Raw genomic sequence first — 21478 nt, forward strand, 5'->3', positions numbered from 1 at the left:
GGTGGGTGCCATGACGGGGCGCTGGGGCCTGCTGGGTTTGGTGATGGTGGGACTGCTGTCGGGCTGCGCGGACCGGGAGCGCTCGTCGCTCGCGGACGGCCGGCTGACGGCGACGCCAGGTGGCGTCGACTTCGCGCGGGTGGCGGTCTTCGACGCTCGCGAATCCACGGTGACGCTGCGCAACGTGGGCCGCGCGCGCATCACGGTGGACGAGGCCTGGGTGGAGGGGCCCGAGGGCGCCTACAAAGCGGAGTTCACCCACGAAGGCCCGCACAGCCTGGTGCCGGGCAGCGAGTGCACGCTGAAGGTGCGCTTCGCGCCGCTGGCGCAGGGCGGTCTGCCCGCGGTGCTGGTGATCCGCTCGGACACGCGCATCGAGCCGCTGATGCGGATTCCCCTCAACGGCGCGGGCGTGGACGCGTGGGCGCGGGTGACGCCGCGCGCGCTGGACTTCGGCCGCATCGAGGCGGACTCCACCAAGACGCTGGGCGTGACGCTGGACAACCCCACGGAACTGCCGGTGATGGTGACGCCCAAGCTGGTGGGCGCGGACAAGGATGAATTCATCGCGGCGCCGGTGACGGTGAACCCGGGCGAGCGCGTGGAGTTGCCCCTCACCTTCAACCCGGTGAAGGTCGGCAAGAAGCAGGTTGCGCTGGCCATCTCGCCCTGCCACGGGTGCGCGGACGTGCCGGTGCAGGTGACGGCGGAGTCGCTGGAGCGCGCGGTGGTGGCGGAGCCGGAGGTGGTGGACTTTGGCGCGGTGCCGGTGGACCGCGACGCCATCAAGGCCTCCAGCCTGCGCAACATCAGCACGGAGCCGGTGACGGTGACGTCGCTCATGCTGGATGGCACGGACGCGTCCTTCAGCCAGAACAACACGGGCCTGCCGCTGGTGCTCCAGCCGGGAGAGGTGCGCGCCTTTGAAATCCGCTACAGCCCCGGCCACATGGGCGCGGCCACGGACCGCGCCGTCTACACCGTGGTGAGCAAGCGCCACCCCACGCTGCCCGTGCCGCTGCGCGGCTTTGGCGGCGCGTCCGAGCTGTGCGTGTCGCCGATGATGTACGACTTCGGCGAGCAGCCGCTGGGCTCCAAGGTGCGCGTGGTGGTGAACGTGAAGAACTGCGGCACGGACAACGCGGGGCCGCTCACCATCAACACGCTGGACTGGACGCCGGACGCGACGGGCGCCCAGCTCCAGTTCAACAACAAGCCGGTGACGCTGCCGTTCACCCTGCCGGCCAACGGCGAGCTGAACCTGGAGGTCTTCTACGAGCCCATGCGCGAGGGCAGCGCGTCCGGCGCGCTGGTGATGACCACGAGCGCGTTCTCCGCGGCCACCGTGCAGCTGGACTTCTTCGGCAGCGCGAAGGCGCACGCGCCCTGTGAATTGACCGTCACGCCGGAGCTGGTGGACTTCGGCACCATCCCGCCGGGCCGCGGCGCGGTGCTGGGCGTGAAGCTGGAGAACAAGGGCACGGACCTGTGCCCCGTGAAGAACATCCGCGTCGCCAACGACGGCGGCGGCGTGTTCAAGATGCCCGGCGGCGAGCTCTTCGGCGGCATCATCTACCCGGGGGATTGGTTCAGCTTCCAGGTGGCGTTCCAGGCGCCCTTCACCGGTGGCAACTTCATCGGTGAGTTGCAGGTGGAGCAGTACAACCCGGTGACGCCGGTGCGGCAGGTGCCGCTGATGGCGAACTCGCAGGAGACGTGCCTGGTGGCGTCGCCCTGGTACCTGGACTTCGGCCTGGGCCGCAAGGACTGCCGCCCGGCGCCGCGCGAGGTGAACTACCTCAACGCGTGCACCACGCCCATCACGGTGTCCAACGTCTTCATCGGGCCGGGCACGACGGACACGGAGTTCGAGCTGTTGGACCACCCGGCGCCGCCCGCGTTCCAGCTTGCGCCGGGTGAGTCCTTCACGGTGGGGGTGGACTACCTGGCGCAGGTGACGGGCATGAACCTGTCGCCGCTCTTCGTGGACTCCAGCGACCTGCCCATCCCGCTGATGGTGCCGCTCATCGGCGAGTCGTCGAAGAAGACGGACAAGACGGACACCTTCGTGCAGCAGGACGTGAGCAAGGTGGACGTGCTGTTCGTCGTGGACAACACGGCGTCCATGGTGGAGGAGCACCCGAAGCTCGTGTCCGCCATCCCGGCGTTCGTGGACGCCGCGCGCAACAAGGCGGTGGACGTGAACATGGCGGTGACGACGACGGGCATCTCCGCGGTGTCCGGCGCGTGCCCGGGCGGCGCGCTGGGTGGCGAGGCCGGCCGCTTCTTCCCGGCGGACAACAGCCGCCAGCGCATCCTCACGCTGGGCACGCCCAACGTGACCCAGGTGCTCCAGCAGAACGTGCAGGTGGGCCAGTGCGCCCAGGTGGAGCAGGGCTTTGAAGCGATGCGCCGCGCGCTCACGTCTCCGCTGGTGAACAACGTGGATGATCCGCGCACGCCGCTGGCCAACGACGGCAACGCGGGCTTCCTGCGCGACTCCGCGGCGCTGGTGGTGGTGTTCGTGGGCGACGAGGACGACCACTCGCCGGACGCGGTCTCCACGTACGTGCAGTGGGCGCAGCAGCGCAAGGGTGAGAACCAGCCGCAGCGGGCCACGTTCTTCGCCATCGCGCCCACCAAGACGTCCTGTGCCACGGCGGGCGGCACCGGCACCCGGTACGCGGACGCGGCGGCGCAGACGGGCGGCGAGGTGCTCAACGTCTGCGCGGCGGACTACGCGCCGCTGCTCCGGCAGGTGGCCAGCAAGGCGTTCAGCGCGCAGGACCGCTTCCCGCTGAGCGAGGAGCCCGACGCGGGCACGGTGGTGGTGACCGTCAACGGCGCCGCCACCCCCACCGGGTGGACCTATGACGCCGCGTCCAACAGCGTGGTGTTCAGCGTGGTGCCGCCGCCGGGCTCCAAGGTGGCCATCACCTACCGCCGCGCCTGCGCCAACGACTGAACGGTGAAGAAGCTGTGGGTGTGGACCCCGTGACGGGCCGGCCATCCGGCCCCGAACGGGGTTGTCAGACCCCGGTGCTACAGCACTGCATCTGCCTGTGCGGATGACCAGAAAATTGGAGGCGCTCCCTCGGTGTGTACCCTGCGGAGCGTCTGCACGCTGTTGCCCTGGAGGCGCTGTGAGCACCTGGATGCCCGATGAGCCCCTGAAGTCCTCTCCGCGCGCCGGTGCGCCGGGACTGCGGGTCATCCGTGGAGAGGGGCAGCGCAAGCAGGAGCCGCTGGCGGACCGGAACGCGGTGGCCCGGGTGCTGATGGAGGCCGGCGCGGACATGCTCCTGCGGCGCATCAGCCCCGTGAGGGCGCAGGAGATCGAGCGCAAGGTGGACCGGGTGCTGGACCTGTTCGACCGGGTAGATGCGGCCCCGGTGCTGATGCCGGTGCTCAAGCGGCACCTGGACGAACTGGAGGCCCTGATGCGGGAGACCCGCGAGGTCCGGGCCGCCCGGCGCTAGGCACACGCCCGGTGGAACCGGAAAAAGCCCAGGGGGATTCGATGTTTGATTCCCCTGGCCCGGCCGCTTACGCTTGGGGTTCGCCACCTCGCGTCCGGCCGTGTCCATCGAAACCTACGGCAGCTACCAGCTCCTGAAGCGCCTCGCCACGGGCGGCATGGCGCAGATCTACCTCGCACGCCGGCCAGGTTCGGATGCTCCGGACAAGCTGCTGGTGTTGAAGCGGATCCTCCCGCACCTGTCGGAGAACGACGAGTTCGTCCGGATGTTCCTGGACGAGGCGCGGATCGCGGCCCGGCTCGCTCACCCCAACGTCGTGCAGATCTACGACCTGGGCGCGGAGGCGGACACCTTCTTCATCGCCATGGAGTACATCCATGGCGTGGACGCGCGCCGGCTCTGGAAGCGCTCGGAGACGGCGGGCCGTCCGCTGCCGGTGCCCCTGGTGTGCCGCATCCTCCTGGAGGCGTGCGCGGGCCTGGACTACGCGCACAAGAAGACGGACGCGGCGGGGCGCCCGCTGGGCATCGTCCACCGGGACGTGTCACCGCAGAACATCCTGGTGACGTTCGACGGTGGCGTGAAGGTGGTGGACTTCGGCATCGCGAAGGCGGCGGATCAGGCCACCGTGACGCGCTCCGGGGTGCTCAAGGGCAAGTATTCGTACATGTCGCCGGAGCAGGCCGCCGGGCAGCGCGTGGACCGCCGCTCGGACGTGTTCGCGCTGGGCGTGGTGCTGCATGAGCTGCTGACCGGGGGGCGCCTCTTCAAGCGCCACAGCGACATGCTGACCCTGTCGGCGGTGGCGGAGTGCAACGTACCGGCGCCTTCGCAGGTGGCGCCCCGGGTGCCGGCGGAGCTGGACGCCATCGTGCTCAAGGCGCTCGCGAAGGAGCCGGACGCGCGCTTCCAGCACGCGCAGGAGCTGCAGTGGGCGCTGGAGGGGTGGCTCGCGTCGCAGCCGCAGCCGTGCGGCACGGCGGCGGACCTGGCCGGGTACATGGGGGAGCTGTACGCGGACCGCCTGACGGAGGAGGCGCGCTCCGGCGAGGTGCAGGTGACGGACGAGGAGGCGGGGGGGGCTCCGCCGCCCGCGCCGCGCCGTTCCGCGATGCGGCCCGCGACGGCGCCGGGGCGCACGGAGAACGAGCCCACCACCACGCTGCGTCCGAACCGGTCGAGCCGTCCCAGTGGGAAGGTGGAGGCGCGCCGCGAGGACGCGGAGGCGGGTGGGGCTCGCTCGGAGGTCCGGGGCCCGGACACCCGTCCAGAAGGCCGCAACGCGGAGGCGCGGGTGGACGCGCGCAACGCGGAGGCCCGCTCCGTCGACGCCCGCCCGGAGCCCCGCTCCGAGGTTCGCAACGCGGATCCGCGAGTGGATTCCCGCGCCGTCGATGCCCGTCCGGAGCCTCGCTCGGAAGTCCGTAACGCGGACCCGCGAGTGGAGGCCCGGTCCGTCGATGCGCGGCCGGAGCCCCGCTCCGAGGTCCGCAACGCCGAGGCCCCCCGGGGCATGACGGGCTCGCGGCGGGCCCTGGAGTCACCGCCCTCGCGGAGCACCCGGCCGGTTCGCCTGGAGGAGCCGTCCCTCCCGACGGTGACGCAGGACGAGGACGGTCCCACGCTCGCGATGGTGGACACGCAGAGGAAGCTCTCCGGCGGGTTCCAGATTGAAGAGGACGGTCCCACGCTCGCGATGGTGGACACGCAGGGGAAGATCTCCGGCGCGTTCCAGATTGAAGAGGACGGTCCCACGCTCGCGATGGTGGACACGCAGGGGAAGATCTCCGGCGCGTTCCAGATCGAGGAGGACGGTCCCACGCTGGATCATCGCTCCCTGACGGCGACGCTGACCCGGGATGACGAGGACGACTCGACCCTGGACATGCGCTCGGTCTCCCGCGCGGACGTGGACGAGGGCCCCACGCAGGACCTGCGCGCCGTGCCGCGCTCCGAGATTCCAGCCCCCCGTCCGGGCGGGCCCACGCCGTCCGGTGAACACCGTGGCCACCGGCTCCCGGTGCCCGCGCCCCACGCGACCATCGAGGAGATGACCGCGTCCACCGCGCCGCGCTCCGCGTCCCGCGCGCCCATGCCTGGCGCGTGGGTGCCGTCGGCCCGCACCGGCACGCTCACCGAGCAGTCCGCCGTGGAGCCGCCCAAGCGCCGGGGGCTCCTGTACGCCGCCATCGTGCTCGTCGCGATCCTGGTGGGCGTCGCCCTCGTGTGGAGCCTGGGCCCCGGCGCCAGCGGTGTGCACGTGGAGTCCGAGCCCGCGGGCGCGCGCGTCGTCTTCGAGGACCGGGTGCTCCCGGAGCGCACGCCGCTGACGCTGCCGACGGTGAAGCCCGGCCGCTACTGGGTCGTGCTGATCAAGGAAGGCTACCGCGAGCTGCGCACGCAGGTCGTCATCCCGCCGTCCGGCCGGCTCGACGTAGGGCCGCTGAAGCTCGTGCCGATGCCGTCGTCCGGAAAGCCCGGCACGGAGCCGCCCGCGTCGGCGCCGCCGGCTTCGACGACACCGGAGCCCGGCGTCGGACCTTCCGGCGCGGCCGCTCCCCGTGAGCCGGACGCCGCGGCCCCCGAAGTGAAGCAGGCCCAGGAGTCCCCTGTCGCGCAGGCTCCCGCGCCGGTGGTGAAGACGCCCGTGGCCACGGCGGAGGTGCGTGAAGCCGCGCGCGCCGCGGAGCGGGCCGCGTCGGTGAGCTTCGTGGTGACGCCCTGGGCGGAGGTGTCATGCAACGGCCGCAAGCTGGGGGAGACGCCGTTCCAGCCGGTGAAGCTGGGCGTGGGTTCGTATGACTGCAAGTTCACCAACCCCGAGCTGAAGCGCACTGTCAGCCGCCGCATCGAGGTGCGTCCCATCGACCTCAACGTGGTGACGGTCAAGTTCGAGTAGGCGTGGCCTTGGACCCTTCCGTGACGCTCGAGGCAGGCACCCACGTCGGCAAGTACGTCGTGCGCCGCAAGCTCGCCGAAGGGGGCATGGCGGAGATCTTCCTGTGCACCGCGCGCGGGCCGGAGGGCTTCGAGAAAGAGGTCGTCATCAAGCGCGTGCGGGCATTCCTCGCGAGCGACCCGGACTTCGTGCAGATGTTCATCGCGGAGGCGCGGCTGGCCTCGCGGCTCAACCACGCCAACGTGGTGCAGATCTTCGACTTCGACAAGCACGAGGACACCTACTACCTGGCGATGGAGTACGTGCGCGGCTGCTCGCTGTGGGAGCTGCGCAAGCGGAGCAAGGAGGCGATGACGCCGATGCCGCCCGTGCTGGTGGCGCACATCGGCGCGGAGGTCGCGCGCGGCCTGCACTACGCCCACCGCCTGCGGGTGAACGGCGAGCTGTTGAACCTGGTGCACCGGGACGTCACGCCGCACAACGTGCTCGTGTCCTACGACGGCGCGGTGAAGCTCACCGACTTCGGCATCGCGAAGGCGGGCAACAAGCTGACGAACCCCGGCGTGCTCAAGGGCAAGTTCGCGTACATGTCCCCCGAGCAGGCCCGGGGCGAGAGCGTGGACGTGCGCACCGACGTCTTCGCGCTGGGCGTGGTGTTGTGGGAGCTGCTCACCGGCGGGCGCCTGTTCCAGGGGGACTCGGAGATCGCCGTCCTGCGCGCGGTGCAGGAGAGCACCATCGTGCCGCCCGCGCGCCTCAACCCGGACGTGCCGCCGGACCTGGACGCCGTCATCTGCCGCGCGCTGGAGCGAGACCTGTCCAAGCGCTTCCAGACGGCGGGAGAGCTGGAGCGCGCGCTGGCGCAGTGCGTGTTGAACCACGCCCGCTCCGTGGACGACACCGACGTGGGCGCGTTCGTCCGGCCGCTGTTCCCCATCGCGGCGAGCAACCAGGCGCTGCCCGCGCTCCCGGAGCGCACCGCGCTGGAGGATGGCGCGCTGCCCGCCGCCGGAGCGCCGCCCCGCGAACCCACGGCGGTGATGCCGTCGCGCGAGCACGCCTCGGGAGCGAAGCGGGGCGCTTCGCCGGATGAGGACCGCCACGGGACGACGCTTGTGTTGTCGCGAGACGACCCGGCTCCGAACGGCCGTCCTCCGCAGCCCACGCCGCAGATGCCGTTGCAGTCCATGGGAAGGGAAGCGCCGCTCGCCCGGCGCAGCGAATCCCGCGAGGTCCCCGCCGCCCGGGATGCGTCCCCGAGCGACGAGAACTCCATGGCCTGGGCCGGCTCCGCTGATGACGACGCCGGTGCGTCCGAGAGCCGTTCCGTGGACGGAGGCTCGCGGTCATCCGCCTCCGCGCGCCGGGCGGAGTCCTCGAGCCGCAAGTCCGACACCGCCTCCGCACGCCGGGTCGCGCTCGCCGCCGACGAACGCTCTAGCGCCGACGACCGTGAGCTCGACACGGTCTCCGCCACCGAGCCGGGGCCTCCCGTCGCGCCGAACCGCAAGCGCGCCCTGTGGGCTGGAGCCGCCGTGGTGGGGCTCGCGGGTCTGGTGGGCGTCCTCGCCGTGGCCCGCTCGAACACCGGTGCCCGGGACGCGGAGCAGGGGAGGCCGCCCGCGCAGGCCACGGCCCCGGCGGCGACCCCACCGCCCACGACGGCCCCCATCGTGAACCCGCCTCCGGCCACCGAGGCCATCGACTCGGAGCTGGAAGGGCAGCGGCGCGAAGCCACCCTGACTCCGCCTCCGTCCACGGAACCGGCCGCCCCCGCCGCGACGCCCACGGCGGACCCCGCCACGGCGCCTGCCGCCGCGGACACGGCGAAGGCCATGGGTACGCTCCAGGTGCGGGCCAACCCCTACGCCACCGTCTTCCTGGGCACGAAGCGGCTCGGGGACGTGCAGGGCCGCGCGAGCTACAAGGTGCCGGCCGGCACCTACAGCCTGACCTTCGCGCACCCGACCAGCACGAAGACGTTCACCGTCATCGTCCCCGCCAACGGCTCCGTGATTCAGGAGTTCCGCGCGTCTCGCGGACGCTGAGCCGAGCTGGGCTGAAGCCCGCCTCCCGTCCCTCCATCCCCTGAAGCCCCTGATAGCCGGCGCGCAGCGTCGGCCGGACGACGTCCGCCCGCACGCCTGCTCGTCTTCCTTGACGAATGACGCGCGAATCTGGCACCTATGGCGTCCATTCAGTAGCCTCTATTCAATGGAATCGATGGACCTGCTCGCGCCCGATGAACTCGAGCGCATCGAGCGCGAAAACGCGGGAGGCTTGCCCGCGAACGCGATCCTGGAAATCTTCCGGCCCCGGGGCGTGAGGCTCTCGGAGGCGACGTTCCGGAAGTACGTCCAGGCCGGTCTGCTCCCCCGCAGCCGCCGTGTGGGCCGCAAGGGGAAGCACCAGGGAAGCCTGGGCCTCTACCCGGTGGAAGCGGTGCGGCGCATCAACGTCATCAAGAAGATGATGGCCGAAGGACACACCCTGGAGGACATCCGTCGCTCCTTCGTGTTCCACCGAAACCACATCGACCAGCTCCAGCGGGACTTGTCGGAAGTGCTGGACGGGTTCCAGGAGGAGCTGGGAGGACGGCCTCTGGGAGGAGAACGCAGGAGGTCACTCGAAGCCCAGTTGGCAACGCTCAGGCAACGGGCGCAGGATCTGGTCCGGGATGTCGCCCGGTTGGGCAGCGCCGTCACGGCGCGCGAAGACGAAACGCTCCGGCCGCAATAGGATGCCCCCCCGGGTCCTGTTGAACCGGATAGACTCCACGCATCTGGAGGACGAAACATGTCGGAAGTGAAGCAGCTGCAGGAGGGCGAGGGGGGGAATGAGGAGGAGCAGCCCGCGGAACGCCGGCGCTCCAAGACGATGTCGCGCAAGGAGATGGCGCGCGACCTGCGCCGGCGCAGGCTCGCCGGTCAGCTGGACCCGGAAGAGGCGGAGACCCTCAAGCTCGTGGACGAGCAGCGGCCGCGCACCCGCGCGGACTGCATCAACGGCCCGCGCCCGTGCCTCTTCGTGTCCTGCAAGCACAACCTCTACCTGGACGTGAACCCGGAGACGGGCTCCATCAAGCTCAACTTCCCGGACAAGGAAATCACGGAGTTGGAGCACACCTGCGCCCTGGACGTGGCGGAGAAGGGCGGCATCACGCTGGAAGAGGTGGGGGAAATCATGAACCTCACCCGCGAGCGCATCCGTCAGGTGGAGACGCGCGGCCTGATGAAGCTGCGTGAGGCCACGGAGGCCGAGCCTCCCGTGTCCGCCCGCAAGCCTTGAGGGCAGGGCACTGTTTCGCGCTGGGCCTGGGGTGACGTGTTGCGTTGACACCCCAGGGGGTGGTTGCTAGGACCCGCGCCACCCCCCACCCATTGCGAGGCGCACACGTGCTGGCTCTCCTGAGCGTTTCCGACAAGCGCGGTCTGGTCCCCTTCGCCCAGGGCCTGGTGCGGCTGGGCTACCGGCTGCTCTCCACGGGCGGCACCCTGGAGGCCCTGAAGGCCGCCAGCATCCCCGCCACCCAGGTGTCCGAGCACACGAAGAGCCCCGAAATCCTCGGCGGCCGCGTGAAGACGCTCCACCCCCGCATCCACGGCGGCATCCTCGGCCGGCCCGACCTGGACAGCGACAAGGCGGAGATGGCGGCGAACAACATCGAGCCCATCTCGCTGGTGGTGGTGAACCTCTACCCGTTCCGCCAGACGGTGGCGTCCGGCGCGGGCGAGGACGACGTCATCGAGAACATCGACATTGGCGGGCCGGCGATGGTCCGCGCGTCCGCGAAGAACTTCCAGCACGTGGCCATCGTGGTGGACCCGGACGACTACGCGCCGGTGCTCGCGGAGATTGAGGGCCAGAAGTCGGTGGGTCTGGAGACGCGGCGCCGGCTGATGCGCAAGGCGTTCGCGCACACGGCGGCCTACGACGCGTCCATCTCCGGGTGGCTGTCCGGCGAGGCCCAGGAGCCCTTCCCCGAAGAGCTGTCGCTCGCGTTCCGCAAGGTGCAGGGCCTGCGCTACGGGGAGAACCCGCACCAGCGCGGCGCCTTCTACAAGGAATACGCCGCCCCGAAGGAGCCGTCCGTCGCCTTCGCCAAGGTGCTCCAGGGCAAGGAGCTCTCGTACAACAACATCCTGGACCTGGACGCGGCCCTGGGGCTCGTCCTGGAGTTCCCGGAGAAGCCCTGCGCGGTGGTCATCAAGCACAACACCCCGTGCGGCGTGGCGGTGGACGACGCGCTGGAGAAGGCCTACCGCACCGCCCGCGCGGTGGACGAGGTGAGCGCCTTCGGCGGCATCGTCGCCTTCAACCGGGAGGTGGACGAGGCCACGGCGAAGGCCATGGCAGAGACGTTCCTGGAGGCGGTCATCGCGCCGTCGTACTCGGCGGTGGCGCTCCAGGTGCTGGCGGGGAAGAAGAACCTGCGCCTCCTGGAGGCGGGCCCCGCGCTGGCGTCCGCCACGGCGGCGCCCCGGCCCCAGGTGGACGCGCGCAGCGTGTCCGGGGGAATGCTGCTGATGGACCGGGACGCGGTGGAGCCGCCCCTGGAGTGGAAGGTGGTGTCCAAGCGCGCCCCCACGCCGGAGGAGGAGCGGGCCCTTCGCTTCGCCTGGAAGGTGTGCAAGCACGTGAAGAGCAACGCCATCGTCTTCGCGGCCCCGGCGCAGCTGCTGGCCCAGGGTGGCGGGCAGACGAACCGGGTGGACTCCGTGCGCATCGCCATGACGCGGGGTGGCGAGGCCCTCAAGGGGAGCGCCGTGGCCTCGGATGCCTTCTTCCCCTTCCGGGACGGGCTGGACGAGGCGGCCCGGGCAGGGGCGACGGCGGTCATCCAACCGGGCGGGTCTGTCCGGGACGCGGAGGTGATTGCCGCCGCGGACGAACATGGGATGGCCATGGTGGTGACGGGAGTGCGACACTTCCGCCACTAACTTCATGCGCATCGTCTGCCAGAAATGCGCGGCGGCCTACGCGATCGACGATCGGTTGATCACGACCAAGGGCGTCCGCGCGCAGTGTCCCCGCTGCCGTCACCTCCAGCTCGTGAAGCGGGAGGCCTCGGCCGCGTCCGTGACGGCTCCCCCTGAAGGGGCCGTGCCTCCCGCCGCCGAGCCGAATCCGCCCGCGGCCGCACCGGCGCCTCCAGTCGCCCGCGAGCCCCGGAGCAATCCGGCCGCCGCGCCCGTCGCCGCGAAGCCACGGGAAGCACCGAAGGCGGCTCCGAAGTCGGACCTCTTCGGGGACTTCGGCGAGATGCCGGAGCTGGGGCCGCCGGGGAGCGTGGACCCGTTCGCGGACCTGGGGCCGCCCGCGTCGCAGGCCTCCGGGGGCCTTCCCGCGGACCCGTTCGCGAACCTGGGCCCGTCCTCGCCCAGGCCGGCGCCCGCCGCGAAGCCCGGCCCTCCGGTGCCCGACGCGCCCGGGGTGGCGGCTCCCGCGCCGACAGCGGCGCCATCGACCTCTCCGGAAGACCCGCTGCTCGACTTCCTCGGCCCGGCGCCCGGAGGCCTGGAGCCCGAAGCCCCGCTGGCGCCTACGCCCGGGCGGGCCTCCTCGCCTCCCGCCGGGGCGGTGTCCCTGGGCCGCATGTCCGCCCGCGCGCCCGCGCCTGTGGTCCCGAAGAAGGAGATGCACACGAATTGCCGCTCGTGCGGCAAGGACCTGACGGACCCCTTCGATCAGGCCCTGGGCACCTGCGAGGCCTGCAAGCAGCGGGAGTCCGCGTTCCCCCGGGAGTCCTCCGTGGTGGTGGCGCCCGAGGCGGCGCCGCCTCCGTCCGACGGCGGCGGTCTGGTGGAGCTGCCCATGATGAGCGGCCTGGACGGCACCGCGTCCGAGGACGAACCCCGGTTCGAGGGCGCCACGGCGCTGGCGCCGGACTCGCGCGTGAGCTCGGTGAAGCCCGCGCGCACGTCGCACATCACGGCCGCGCCGGTCCGCAGCGCGCAGCGTGACGGAAGCGGTGGCGGCAGCCGTGCGGGAGTCTTCGGCCTGTTGGCGCTGGCGGTCCTGGGGGCCGGCGGCGCGGGCTACTACTTCCTCGTGCACAAGCCCCAGCAGGAGCAGCTGGCCCGGGCCGCGCAGCCCCCCGCTCCGGCCGAGGTGCCTTCGGAGGTGCTGGCCGCGGTGGGCCGGTGGAAGCTCCAGTTCCTGGAGCTGGAGGGCACCAGCGCGGAGCACCTGGCGGCCGGCCAGAAGCAGCTCGAGCTGGACCAGCGCATCGCCTACACGGAAGCCGAGGAGTCCTTCCAGCAGGCGCTGCTGCTCGACCCTCGCAGCACGGACGCCATCGCCGGGTACGTGCAGGCGCTGTCGCTCGGGCGCGGTCCGGGCATGGACGACAACTCCTTCCAGGAGGCGCGCGAGCTCATCCAGGCCGCGACGGGCATGGCCGGAGAGACGCCCGCGCTGCTCGTCGCGCACGCGAACCTGCTGCTGGCGCGCTCGCGTCAGTCCGGCAACCTGGAGGAGGCGGCGCGGCTGGCGACGGAGGTGCTGTCCCAGCCGAAGGCCGCTGACGCCTACAAGGCCGAAGCGCACCTGGTGCTGGGCCGCTCGCAGGTGGCCACGTCGCGTGAGCTGGCGAACCAGGAGTTCGACGCCGCGCGGAAGCTGGCGCCGAACCTCCAGCGCGTGGACTACTACAGCGCGCTCGCGCACGAGCAGGCCGGCCAGTACGGGCTGGCGCTCAAGCAGCTGCGCCAGCGGATGGAGCTGGATCCCCAGGACTGGAACAGCCTGGAGGCCACCGCCCGCATCTACGTGGAGGTCGGGGAGACCGCCCGCGCGCGCAAGCTGTACGAGGACCGGCTGAAGGCGAAGGCGGGCGACGTGCGCGCCTCCCTGGCGCTGGCGGTGCTGCGCTACCAGGCGGAGGGCAACGCGCGCGAAGCCGTGCGCGCCCTGAAGGAGCTGACGAAGAACGCGTCCCGCTACGGTCCGCGCGACGCCTCCGAAATCTTCAGCCACCTGGCCGCGGCGGAGCGCACCGCGGGCAATGACACCGCTGCCGCGAGCGCGGCCGCGTCGGCCCTGAAGGTGGTCCCGGCGATGCCGGAGGCCCACCTGCAGTGGTTCCTGGTGGCGCTGGCGCAGAAGGACGCGGCCCTGGCCCGCGAGCACCTGAAGGGCTTCCAGGGCCGGTTGCAGGACGCCGCGCTGGAGAAGGTGCTGGAAGGGCGCGTGCACCTGCTGGAAGGCGACGTGGCTGGAGCCCAGGAGCGCTTCCAGCAGGCGGTGCGGCTGGACGACCGCCGCATGGACGCGAAGCTGCTGGAAGGCGTGGCGGCGGCGAGCGCGAAGAAGCGCGACGAGGTCTTCCGCCTGTTCTACCCGGTGCTGGAGGCGCGCGAGTGGGATCCGCTGCGGCTGGCGCCCCGGCCCGCGCTGTCGCGCTTCTGGCTGCGGCCGGGCGACACGCTGGTGGGCGTGGAGAACGTGGTGAAGTCCCTGAGCGACCGTCCGGAGGACGTGCAGCCCCTGCTCTACGAGGCCCTGGTGCGCTTCCATCAGGGGGACCGTCAGACCGCGGAGCGGCTGCTGCACACCGTGGTGGACGTGAACGAGAACAGCGGCGGTGCGCAGGCGTACCGGGCGCTCATCGCGCTGGACACGAAGGGGCCGCAGGCCCGGAACCTGGCGGAGCGCGCGGTGAGGGTCGAGCGCGGGCTGCCGGTGGCGCGCCTGTCGCTGGGGCTCGCGCAGGCCGCGGACAGGGACGTGGCGGGGGCGATGCGCTCGTTGCAGTCCGCCCTGGACGTCGCGCCGAAGATGCTGTCCGCGCAGACGAAGCTGGCGGAGCTGCTGATGACGTCGAAGCCGCAGGAGGCGCGCGCGGTGCTGGAGAAGGTGGTGGGGTTGGATCCCTCCTACTTCCCGGCGAAGACGCTGCTCTTCAAACTGGACGAGCGAGGTTGACGTGAAGGTCCTGTTGCTGGGGTCGGGCGGCCGCGAGCACGCGCTCGCATGGAAGCTGGCCCAGAGTCCTCGTCTCTCGCGGCTCCTCGTCGGCCCCGGCAACCCGGGCACGGCGCGGTGGGGCACCAACGTGCCGTTGCAGGCGGACTCGCCGGAGGCGGTGGTGTCGCTGGCGCGCCGCGAGCGCGTGGACCTGGTGGTGGTGGGCCCGGAGGCGCCGCTCGTCGCGGGCGTCGCGGACGCGCTGGCGCAGGTGGACATCCCGTGCTTCGGCCCCGTCGCGGCGGCCGCGCGCATCGAGGGCTCCAAGGCCTTCGCCAAGGAGGTGATGGCGGAGGCGGGCGTGCCCACCGCGGCCTTCCGCGTCTTCACGGACGCGGCGGAGGCGGAGGCATACGCCGTGGCGCAGGGCCGCATCGTGGTGAAGGCGGACGGCCTGGCCGCGGGCAAGGGCGTCATCGTCGCGCCGGACGCGAAGGCCGCGCGTGAAGCGGTGCGCGCCGTGGCCCAGATGGGGCAGGCGGGCCAGCGGATGGTGCTGGAGGAGTTGCTGGAGGGCGAGGAGGTGTCGCTCATGGCCCTGTGCGACGGCGAGCGCTACGTGCTCCTGCCGCTGTCGCAGGACCACAAGCGCGTGGGTGAGGGCGACACGGGGCCCAACACCGGCGGCATGGGCGCGTACTGCCCGGCGCCGTTCCTCACTCCGGCGCAGCTGGCTCAGGTGGGCGAGCAGGTCATCGCGCCCACGCTGGCGGTGCTCAAGAAGCGAGGCACGCCACTGCGCGGGGTGCTGTACGCGGGGCTGATGCTCACGGCGTCCGGCCCGAAGGTGCTGGAGTTCAACGCGCGCTTCGGCGACCCGGAGACGCAGGTCCTGATGATGCAGGTGGACGAGGACCTGCTGCCGCTGATGGAGGCGTGCGCGAAGGGGACGCTGGAGCCCCGGCCGCTGAAGCAGTTCCCGGGCGCGTCGGTGGGCGTGGTGCTGGCGGCGGAGGGCTACCCGGAGGCGCCGAAGAAGGGCCAGCGGATTGAAGGGCTGGACGAGGTGGCGTCGAACGCGCCCGTGTTCCTGGCGGGCGTGGCGAAGCAGGACGGCGCGCTGGTGACGGCGGGTGGCCGGGTGCTGACGGTGTGCGCTCGGGGTGACAGCCTGGCGACGGCGCGAGAGCGGGCCCTGGAGTCGGCGGACGCCGTGCGCTTCGAGGGCAAGCACTTCCGCCGGGACATCGGCGCGCGGGGGCTGCGGGCGCGGTCGTGAAGCTGCTGGCGCGCTACCTGCTCAAGGAGCTGCTCGTCCCCCTGGGTGTGTGGGTGGCGTTCATGTTCCTGCTGCTGTTCGTGATGCAGTTCCTGCGCGGCACGGACGTGCTGTTGGGCTCGGCGGTGACGCTGGTCGACCTGGGCCGGCTCATCGCGTACCTGGCGCCGCACTTCCTGGTGATGGCGCTGCCCATCGCGTTCCTGCTGGCCATCCTGTTGGGCCTGGGGCGGCTGGGCGAGGACCGGGAGCTCACGTCGCTGCAGGCCCTGGGCATCAGCCCGCTCCAGCTGCTGGCGGCGCCGCTGGGCGTGGGCATCGCGCTGAGCGCGTTCATGGTGCTGCTCACGTCCACGGTGGAGCCGTGGGGCCTCACGGGCGTGAAGGACCTGGTGGGCGAGGTCATCCAGAAGAACGTCGCGGGCGACGTGAAGTCCGGCGTCTTCTACGAGGACCTGAGCGACCTGACGTTGTACGCGCAGAAGGTGGCGCCCAAGGGCGGCGGGTGGACGAACGTGCTGTTGCACGACGACCGCGACCCCAGCTCGCCGTTGCTGGTGCTGGCGCACAAGGGCAGCGTGGGCACGTCCGAGCGGGGCGAGGCGCTGCGGATTGAATTGAGGGAAGGCGAGGTGCACCGCGCCAACCGCTCCTCGGTGGACGCGAGCGTCGTCGCGTTCGAGAAGGCGGAGATCAACGTGGGGCTGGGCGGGTCGCTGTCGCGGCGCAACCGGTTCCGCTCGCCGAAGGAGGAGCTGACGCCGGTGGAGCTGCTGGCGGCGGCGAAGGACGCGGAGGAGCGGCGCGAGGATGCGCGCCCCTTCCTGATGGCGCTGCACAGCCGGATGGGCAACGCGGTGGCGCCGGTGGCGTTCGCGCTGCTGGGCACGCCGCTCGCGATTGGCCGCAGGCAGGCGGGCCGCGCGTGGGGCTACCTGCTGACGCTGGGCGGCTATGTCCTCTATTACCTCCTGAGCCGCGCCTTCGAGCAGATGGGGCAGAAGGGCCAGATGCCGGTGTTCGTCGCGGGGCAGCTGGCGAACGTGCTCTTCATGGTGGTGGGGGCGTTCGCGCTGTATCGCGTGACGCGTTCGGGGACGGTGCGATGAAGGGCACCCTCTTCCGGTACGTGGTGGGCGCGTACGTGCGCTACACGCTGGGCATCCTGGCGGGCGTGGTGGCGGTGTTCCTGGTGGTGGACTTCGTGGACCGCGCGAAGGCCTACGGTGGCGAGGGCTGGGTGCTGGATGTGCTCAAGCTCTATGGCTACAAGGCGCTGGTGACGGTGCAGCAGCTGGGGCCGGCGGCGCTGCTGCTCGCGGCGGGCACCACGGTGTCGGCGCTGCGCAAGAAGGGCGAAGTGACGGCGCTGCGCTCGCTCACCTTCGGGCCGGCGGCGCTGTACCTGCCGGTGGGCGTGTGCGCGCTGGTGGCGTGCGTGGGGCTGGTGGCGTTCGACGAGACGGTGGCCGCGAGGGCAGGCCGGCGCGTGGATGAAATCACCACGCAGCGCTTCAACCGCTGGGGCGACTGGCGGATGTATTACACGCCGAAGCAGTGGTTCCGGCGGGGGGACGCCATCTTCTTCCTGCGAGGCGGCAATCCGCAGGAGGGCTTCGAGAACGTCTCCATCTTCACGCTGACGCCGGAGTTCAAACTGCGCCGCCGAGTGGACGCGGGGCGGATGCGCCCGGTGGAGGGCACGCGCTGGGAGTTGACGGACGTGGTGGAGCGCACGTTCACGGAGGACGGGCGCACGTCCGTGACGCAGCAGCCCACCGCGGAGTACGAGCTGGGCGTGGGCGCGACGACCTTCCGCATCCGGCCGGGCCGTCCGGAGCAGATGCGCCTGGGTGAGTTGGGCGAACAGATTGTCGCGCGAGCGGAGGTGGGGCTCGCGACGAAGGCCTTCCAGCTCGCGTGGCACAACCGCTTCGCGTATCCGCTGGCGGGGCTGCCCGCGGCGTTGCTCGCGGTGGGCCTGGCGCTGCGGACGAACCGGCGCGGGCACCTGACGGCGGCGGTGGTGGAGGGGCTGCTCATCGCCGTGGCGATGTGGGGCCTGATGGTGGTGTCCCGCACGCTGGTGCTCACCGAGCGTCTGGCGCCCGCCGTGGCGGCCTGGATGCCCACGACACTGCTGACCATCGTCGCGGCGGCCCTGTGGTTGCGCCGCGAAGGCTTGCTGCACCTGCCGCGCCGAAGCGTGACGCGGCAGGCGTAGGGGGCCTCACCCGCGAAGCAGCCGGCGCGTGTGGTGGGCGAGTTGTCTCTCCTCATCGCTGGGCAGCACGCAGACCGGACACCGGGAGCCCTTGGCTGTGATGAGCCCCTCGCCCGCCTCGTTCCGCCGCGCATCGAGCTGGATGCCCAGGTGGCCCAGTCTCTCGCACACACCCTCGCGGATCCGCGCGCTGTTCTCCCCGATGCCGCCGGTGAAGACGAGCATGTCCAGCCCGCCGAGCACCGTCGCATAGGCGCCCACCGTCTTCGCGATGCCGCGCGTGAAGACGTCCACCGCCAGTGCCGCCGCCGCGTTGCCCGCCGCCGCGTCGCGCGTCAGGGCCTGCATGTCGCTGGTCCCCTCCGACAGCCCCCGGAGCCCGGCGTCGTGGTTCACCAGCAACTCCAGCGCGTCCGCGTCCATTCCACCCGTGCGCATCAGGAATAGCAGGACGCCGGGATCCAGGTCGCCCGTGCGCGTTCCGCTGGGGATGCCGCCGGTGGGCGTGAAGCCCATGGACGTGTCGACGGAGCGTCCCCACTCGAGCGCCACGAGGCTCGCGCCATTGCCCAGGTGCGCCACCACGGTGCGTTCGTTGATGTGGGGCAGCAGCCTCGCCACGATGGACTCATACGACAGGCCATGGAAGCCGTACCTCTGCACGCCCTGGTCCCTCACGGAGCGGGGCAGGGGGAGCGTCGAGGCGACCTCCGGCAGCGTGGCGTGAAAGGCCGTGTCGAAGCAGACGAACTGCGGCACGCCCGGGTACTGCCGCTCGGTGGCCCGGATGAGCCGCAGCGCCGGAGGGATGTGCAGCGGCGCGAAGTGCGTCGCCTCCTCCAGCGCCTTCATCACCTCCGGCGTCAGGGCCTGGTGCTCGCGCAGGTGGGGACCGCCATGCACCACGCGGTGCCCGATGGCGCGGGGCCGCTCTGCGCCCAGCTCCTCCAGGTGCCGCACGGCCTCGCGGAACGCGTCCTCCTGTGACGGATTCCGCACGTCCACCGCGCGCACCTGCTTCCCCGCGCCGTCCTTCACGACCAGCCGGCCCTGCTCCGCGCCAATGTGGGTCGCGCTGCCCTTGAACCGCACCGCCTCCTGGCCACCCTGCTCATCGTAGAGGCCGAACTTCAGCGACGACGAGCCGCTGTTGATGACCAGCACCGCGCCTGAATCACTCATCGCGCGGTCCATTTCCAGTCGGCCACCTCGGGCATGTCCTCGCCGTGCTCCGACACGTAGAGCTTGTGGCGCTGGCGCACCTCGGAGAAGCGCTGCTCCGCGTCGTCCCGCCGGTGCCGCGCGGCCTTCGAGTGCCGGATGGCATCCAACGCCAGCGTGAAGCGGTCCATGTCGTTGAGCACCGTCATGTCGAACGGCGTCGTCGTGGTGCCCTCTTCCTTGTACCCGTGCACGTGGATGTTGCCGTGGTTGGCCCGGTTGTACGTGAGCTTGTGCACGAGCGTGGGGTAGCCGTGGAACGCGAACACCACGGGCTTGTCCGTGGTGAACAGGCGGTTGAAGTCCTCCTCGTTGAGCCCGTGAGGATGGACGTGCACGGGCGCGAGCGTGAAGACATCCACCACGTTGATCACGCGCACCTTGAGCTCCGGAGCCCACTCGCGCAGCAGCGTCACCGCGGCCAGCGTCTCCATGGTGGGCACGTCGCCCGCGCAGGCCATCACCACGTCCGGGTCGCCATCGTCATTGCCAGCCCAGTCCCACGCGCCAATGCCCGCCGAGCAGTGGCGCACCGCACTCGCCATGTCCAACCACACCGGCGAGAGCTGCTTCCCCGCGATGATGAGGTTCACGTAGTTCTTCGAGCGCAGGCAGTGGTCCGCCACCGACAAGAGCGTGTTCGCGTCCGGCGGCAGGTAGATGCGCACCGTGTCCGCCTTCTTGTTGGCCACGTGGTCGATGAAGCCCGGGTCCTGGTGGGAGAACCCATTGTGGTCCTGCCGCCACACGTGCGAGCTGAGCAGGTAGTTCAGCGACGCGATGGGCTTGCGCCACGGCAGCTCCCTGGCGCTCTTGATCCACTTGGCGTGCTGGTTGAACATCGAATCGATGATGTGGATGAACGCCTCGTAGCAGGAGAAGAAGCCGTGGCGTCCGGTGAGCAGGTACCCCTCCAGCCAGCCCTGGCAGAGGTGCTCGCTCAGGACCTCCATCACGCGGCCGTCCACGGAGAGGTTCTCGTCCGTGGGCTCCTGCTTCGCGTCCCAGCTCTTGCCGCTGACGGCGTAGACGTCCTGGAGCCGGTTGGACGCGTTCTCGTCCGGGGCGAACATGCGGAAGTTCTTCGCCGCCAGGTTGTGGCGCATCACATCCCGCAGGTAGCCGCCCAGCACCTTGGTGGCGCTGACCTGCTTGGAACCCGGGACGCCCGGGTCGACCGCGTAGTCGCGAAAGGCCGGCAGCACCAACGGCACCAACAGCTGGCCGCCGTTCGAGTGCACGTTGACGCCCATGCGCAGCCGGCCCTTGGGAGCGATGTCCGCCAACTCCTCGCGGAAGGTGCCATTCGCGTCGAACAGCTCGCGGGGCCGGTAGCTGTGGAGCCACGCTTCCAAAATCTTCAGGTGCTCGGGGTTGTCGCGCACCTCCTCCAGCGGGACCTGGTGGGCGCGCCAGGTGCCCTCCACGGGCTTGCCATCCACGACCTTCGGGCCGGTCCACCCCTTGGGGGTGCGCAGCACGAGCATCGGCCAGCGCGGGCGGGTGGGGTCGTTCTTCTCGCGGGCGTGGCGCTGGATGCGTGTGATTTCGGCGTAGAGGGTGTCCAGCACCTGCGCCATCCGCTGGTGCATGTCCTTGGGGTCGTCGCCCTCCAGGAAGTAGGGCGTGTAGCCGTAGCCCTTGAAGAGGGCCTCCAGTTCGTCCGCGTCAATGCGGGCGAGCACCGTGGGGTTGGCGATCTTGTACCCGTTGAGGTGCAGGATGGGCAGCACCGCGCCGTCGGTGATGGGGTTGATGAACTTGTTGGAGTGCCAGCTCGCGGCGAGCGCGCCCGTCTCCGCCTCGCCGTCGCCGACGACGCACGGGACGATGAGGTCCGGGTTGTCCAGCACTGCGCCGTACGCGTGGAGCAGCGAGTAGCCCAGCTCGCCGCCTTCGCTGATGGAGCCGGGGACCTCCGGCGCGTCGTGGCTGGGGACGCCGTAGGGCCAGGAGAACTGGCGGAACAGGCGCTTCATGCCGTCGCGGTTGCGCTCGATGTTGGGATACAGCTCCGTGTAGGAGCCTTCGAGGAACGTGTTGGCGATGATGCCCGGAGCGCCGTGGCCGGGGCCAATGAGATACATCATGTTGGCCCGGTGGTTCCGGATGATGCGGTTCAGGTGGACGTAGATGAAGTTGAGGCCGGGCGTGGTGCCGAAGTGCCCGAGCAGCCGGGGCTTGATGTCCTCGCGGGAGAGGGACCGCTCCAGCAGCGGGTTGTCCTTGAGGTAGATCTGCCCGACGGACAGGTAGTTCGCCGCGCGCCAGTAGGCGTCGATCTTTCCAAGCTCCTCATCACTCAGCGGACCCGCCATCTTTCATCTCCCGAGGTGTAGGCCGTGCATCCCCCGGGGAGGGATGGGACTCCATCTGGCCCACGATATGCAATGTCTGTGATGGGAAAAGTCGGGCGCGTCGGTTTCCCGACAGCGGAGGGGCCTTCGCGTGCGCGTCATGTTTACCGC

General features: G+C 71.0%; 13 protein-coding genes. 11 read left to right on the plus strand and 2 right to left on the minus strand.

The features are described 5' to 3' along the window. Positions 1-10 precede the first annotated feature (10 nt). The 11 genes from D7V77_RS20625 to D7V77_RS20680 all read left to right on the plus strand — a co-directional run bounded on the left by D7V77_RS20625 (position 11) and on the right by D7V77_RS20680 (position 17789). Positions 11-2965: a choice-of-anchor D domain-containing protein gene (locus D7V77_RS20625; protein ID WP_120578019.1), complete on the plus strand. Its 2955-nt coding sequence runs from the start codon at positions 11-13 to the stop codon at positions 2963-2965. A 190-nt stretch (positions 2966-3155) separates the two neighbouring features. Further along, entirely contained in the window at positions 3156-3479 is a 324-nt protein-coding gene (locus tag D7V77_RS20630) for a hypothetical protein (protein WP_120578020.1), read from the plus strand. Positions 3480-3579: 100 nt separating this feature from the next. Beyond that, positions 3580-6378 carry a protein kinase gene (locus tag D7V77_RS43785; protein ID WP_158624447.1) on the plus strand — a complete coding sequence of 933 codons (2799 nt, stop codon included), beginning with the start codon at positions 3580-3582 and terminating at the stop codon, positions 6376-6378. A gap of 20 nt (positions 6379-6398) precedes the next feature. Next, entirely contained in the window at positions 6399-8426 is a 2028-nt protein-coding gene (locus D7V77_RS20645) for a serine/threonine-protein kinase (RefSeq protein ID WP_120578021.1), read from the plus strand. Positions 8427-8592: 166 nt separating this feature from the next. Next, the gene (locus D7V77_RS20650; RefSeq protein WP_120525521.1) at positions 8593-9117 is read left to right on the plus strand and encodes a MerR family transcriptional regulator; all 525 of its coding nucleotides are present in this window, start codon (positions 8593-8595) and stop codon (positions 9115-9117) included. 57 nt (positions 9118-9174) lie between these two features. Then, on the plus strand, positions 9175-9666 hold the full coding sequence (locus D7V77_RS20655) for a sigma factor-like helix-turn-helix DNA-binding protein (RefSeq protein WP_014397952.1): 492 nt from the start codon (positions 9175-9177) through the stop codon (positions 9664-9666). Between the two features lie 107 nt (positions 9667-9773). Then, positions 9774-11318: a bifunctional phosphoribosylaminoimidazolecarboxamide formyltransferase/IMP cyclohydrolase gene (gene purH / locus D7V77_RS20660; protein ID WP_120578005.1), complete on the plus strand. Its 1545-nt coding sequence runs from the start codon at positions 9774-9776 to the stop codon at positions 11316-11318. Positions 11319-11322: 4 nt separating this feature from the next. Then, positions 11323-14304: a zinc-ribbon domain-containing protein gene (locus tag D7V77_RS20665; RefSeq protein ID WP_120578006.1), complete on the plus strand. Its 2982-nt coding sequence runs from the start codon at positions 11323-11325 to the stop codon at positions 14302-14304. 1 nt (position 14305) lies between these two features. Then, complete coding sequence (purD, locus tag D7V77_RS20670; protein WP_120578007.1) at positions 14306-15565, plus strand: phosphoribosylamine--glycine ligase; 1260 nt, start codon at positions 14306-14308, stop codon at positions 15563-15565. Then, positions 15562-16674: an LptF/LptG family permease gene (locus D7V77_RS20675; protein WP_120578008.1), complete on the plus strand. Its 1113-nt coding sequence runs from the start codon at positions 15562-15564 to the stop codon at positions 16672-16674. The genes purD and D7V77_RS20675 overlap by 4 nt, the downstream gene beginning before the upstream one ends. Next, complete coding sequence (locus tag D7V77_RS20680) at positions 16671-17789, plus strand: LptF/LptG family permease (RefSeq protein ID WP_120578009.1); 1119 nt, start codon at positions 16671-16673, stop codon at positions 17787-17789. The genes D7V77_RS20675 and D7V77_RS20680 overlap by 4 nt, the downstream gene beginning before the upstream one ends. Positions 17790-17795: 6 nt before the next feature. On the opposite strand, the gene D7V77_RS20685 is transcribed toward D7V77_RS20680, so the two are convergent. After that, the gene (locus tag D7V77_RS20685; RefSeq protein WP_120578010.1) at positions 17796-18971 is read right to left on the minus strand and encodes an acetate/propionate family kinase; all 1176 of its coding nucleotides are present in this window, start codon (positions 18969-18971) and stop codon (positions 17796-17798) included. Continuing rightward, the gene (locus D7V77_RS20690) at positions 18968-21328 is read right to left on the minus strand and encodes a phosphoketolase (RefSeq protein ID WP_120578011.1); all 2361 of its coding nucleotides are present in this window, start codon (positions 21326-21328) and stop codon (positions 18968-18970) included. Before D7V77_RS20690 ends, D7V77_RS20685 begins: the two co-directional genes overlap by 4 nt. Between the last annotated feature and the right edge of the window lie 150 nt (positions 21329-21478).

This window comes from Corallococcus sp. CA041A (assembly GCF_003612075.1).
Classification (GTDB): domain Bacteria; phylum Myxococcota; class Myxococcia; order Myxococcales; family Myxococcaceae; genus Corallococcus; species Corallococcus exiguus.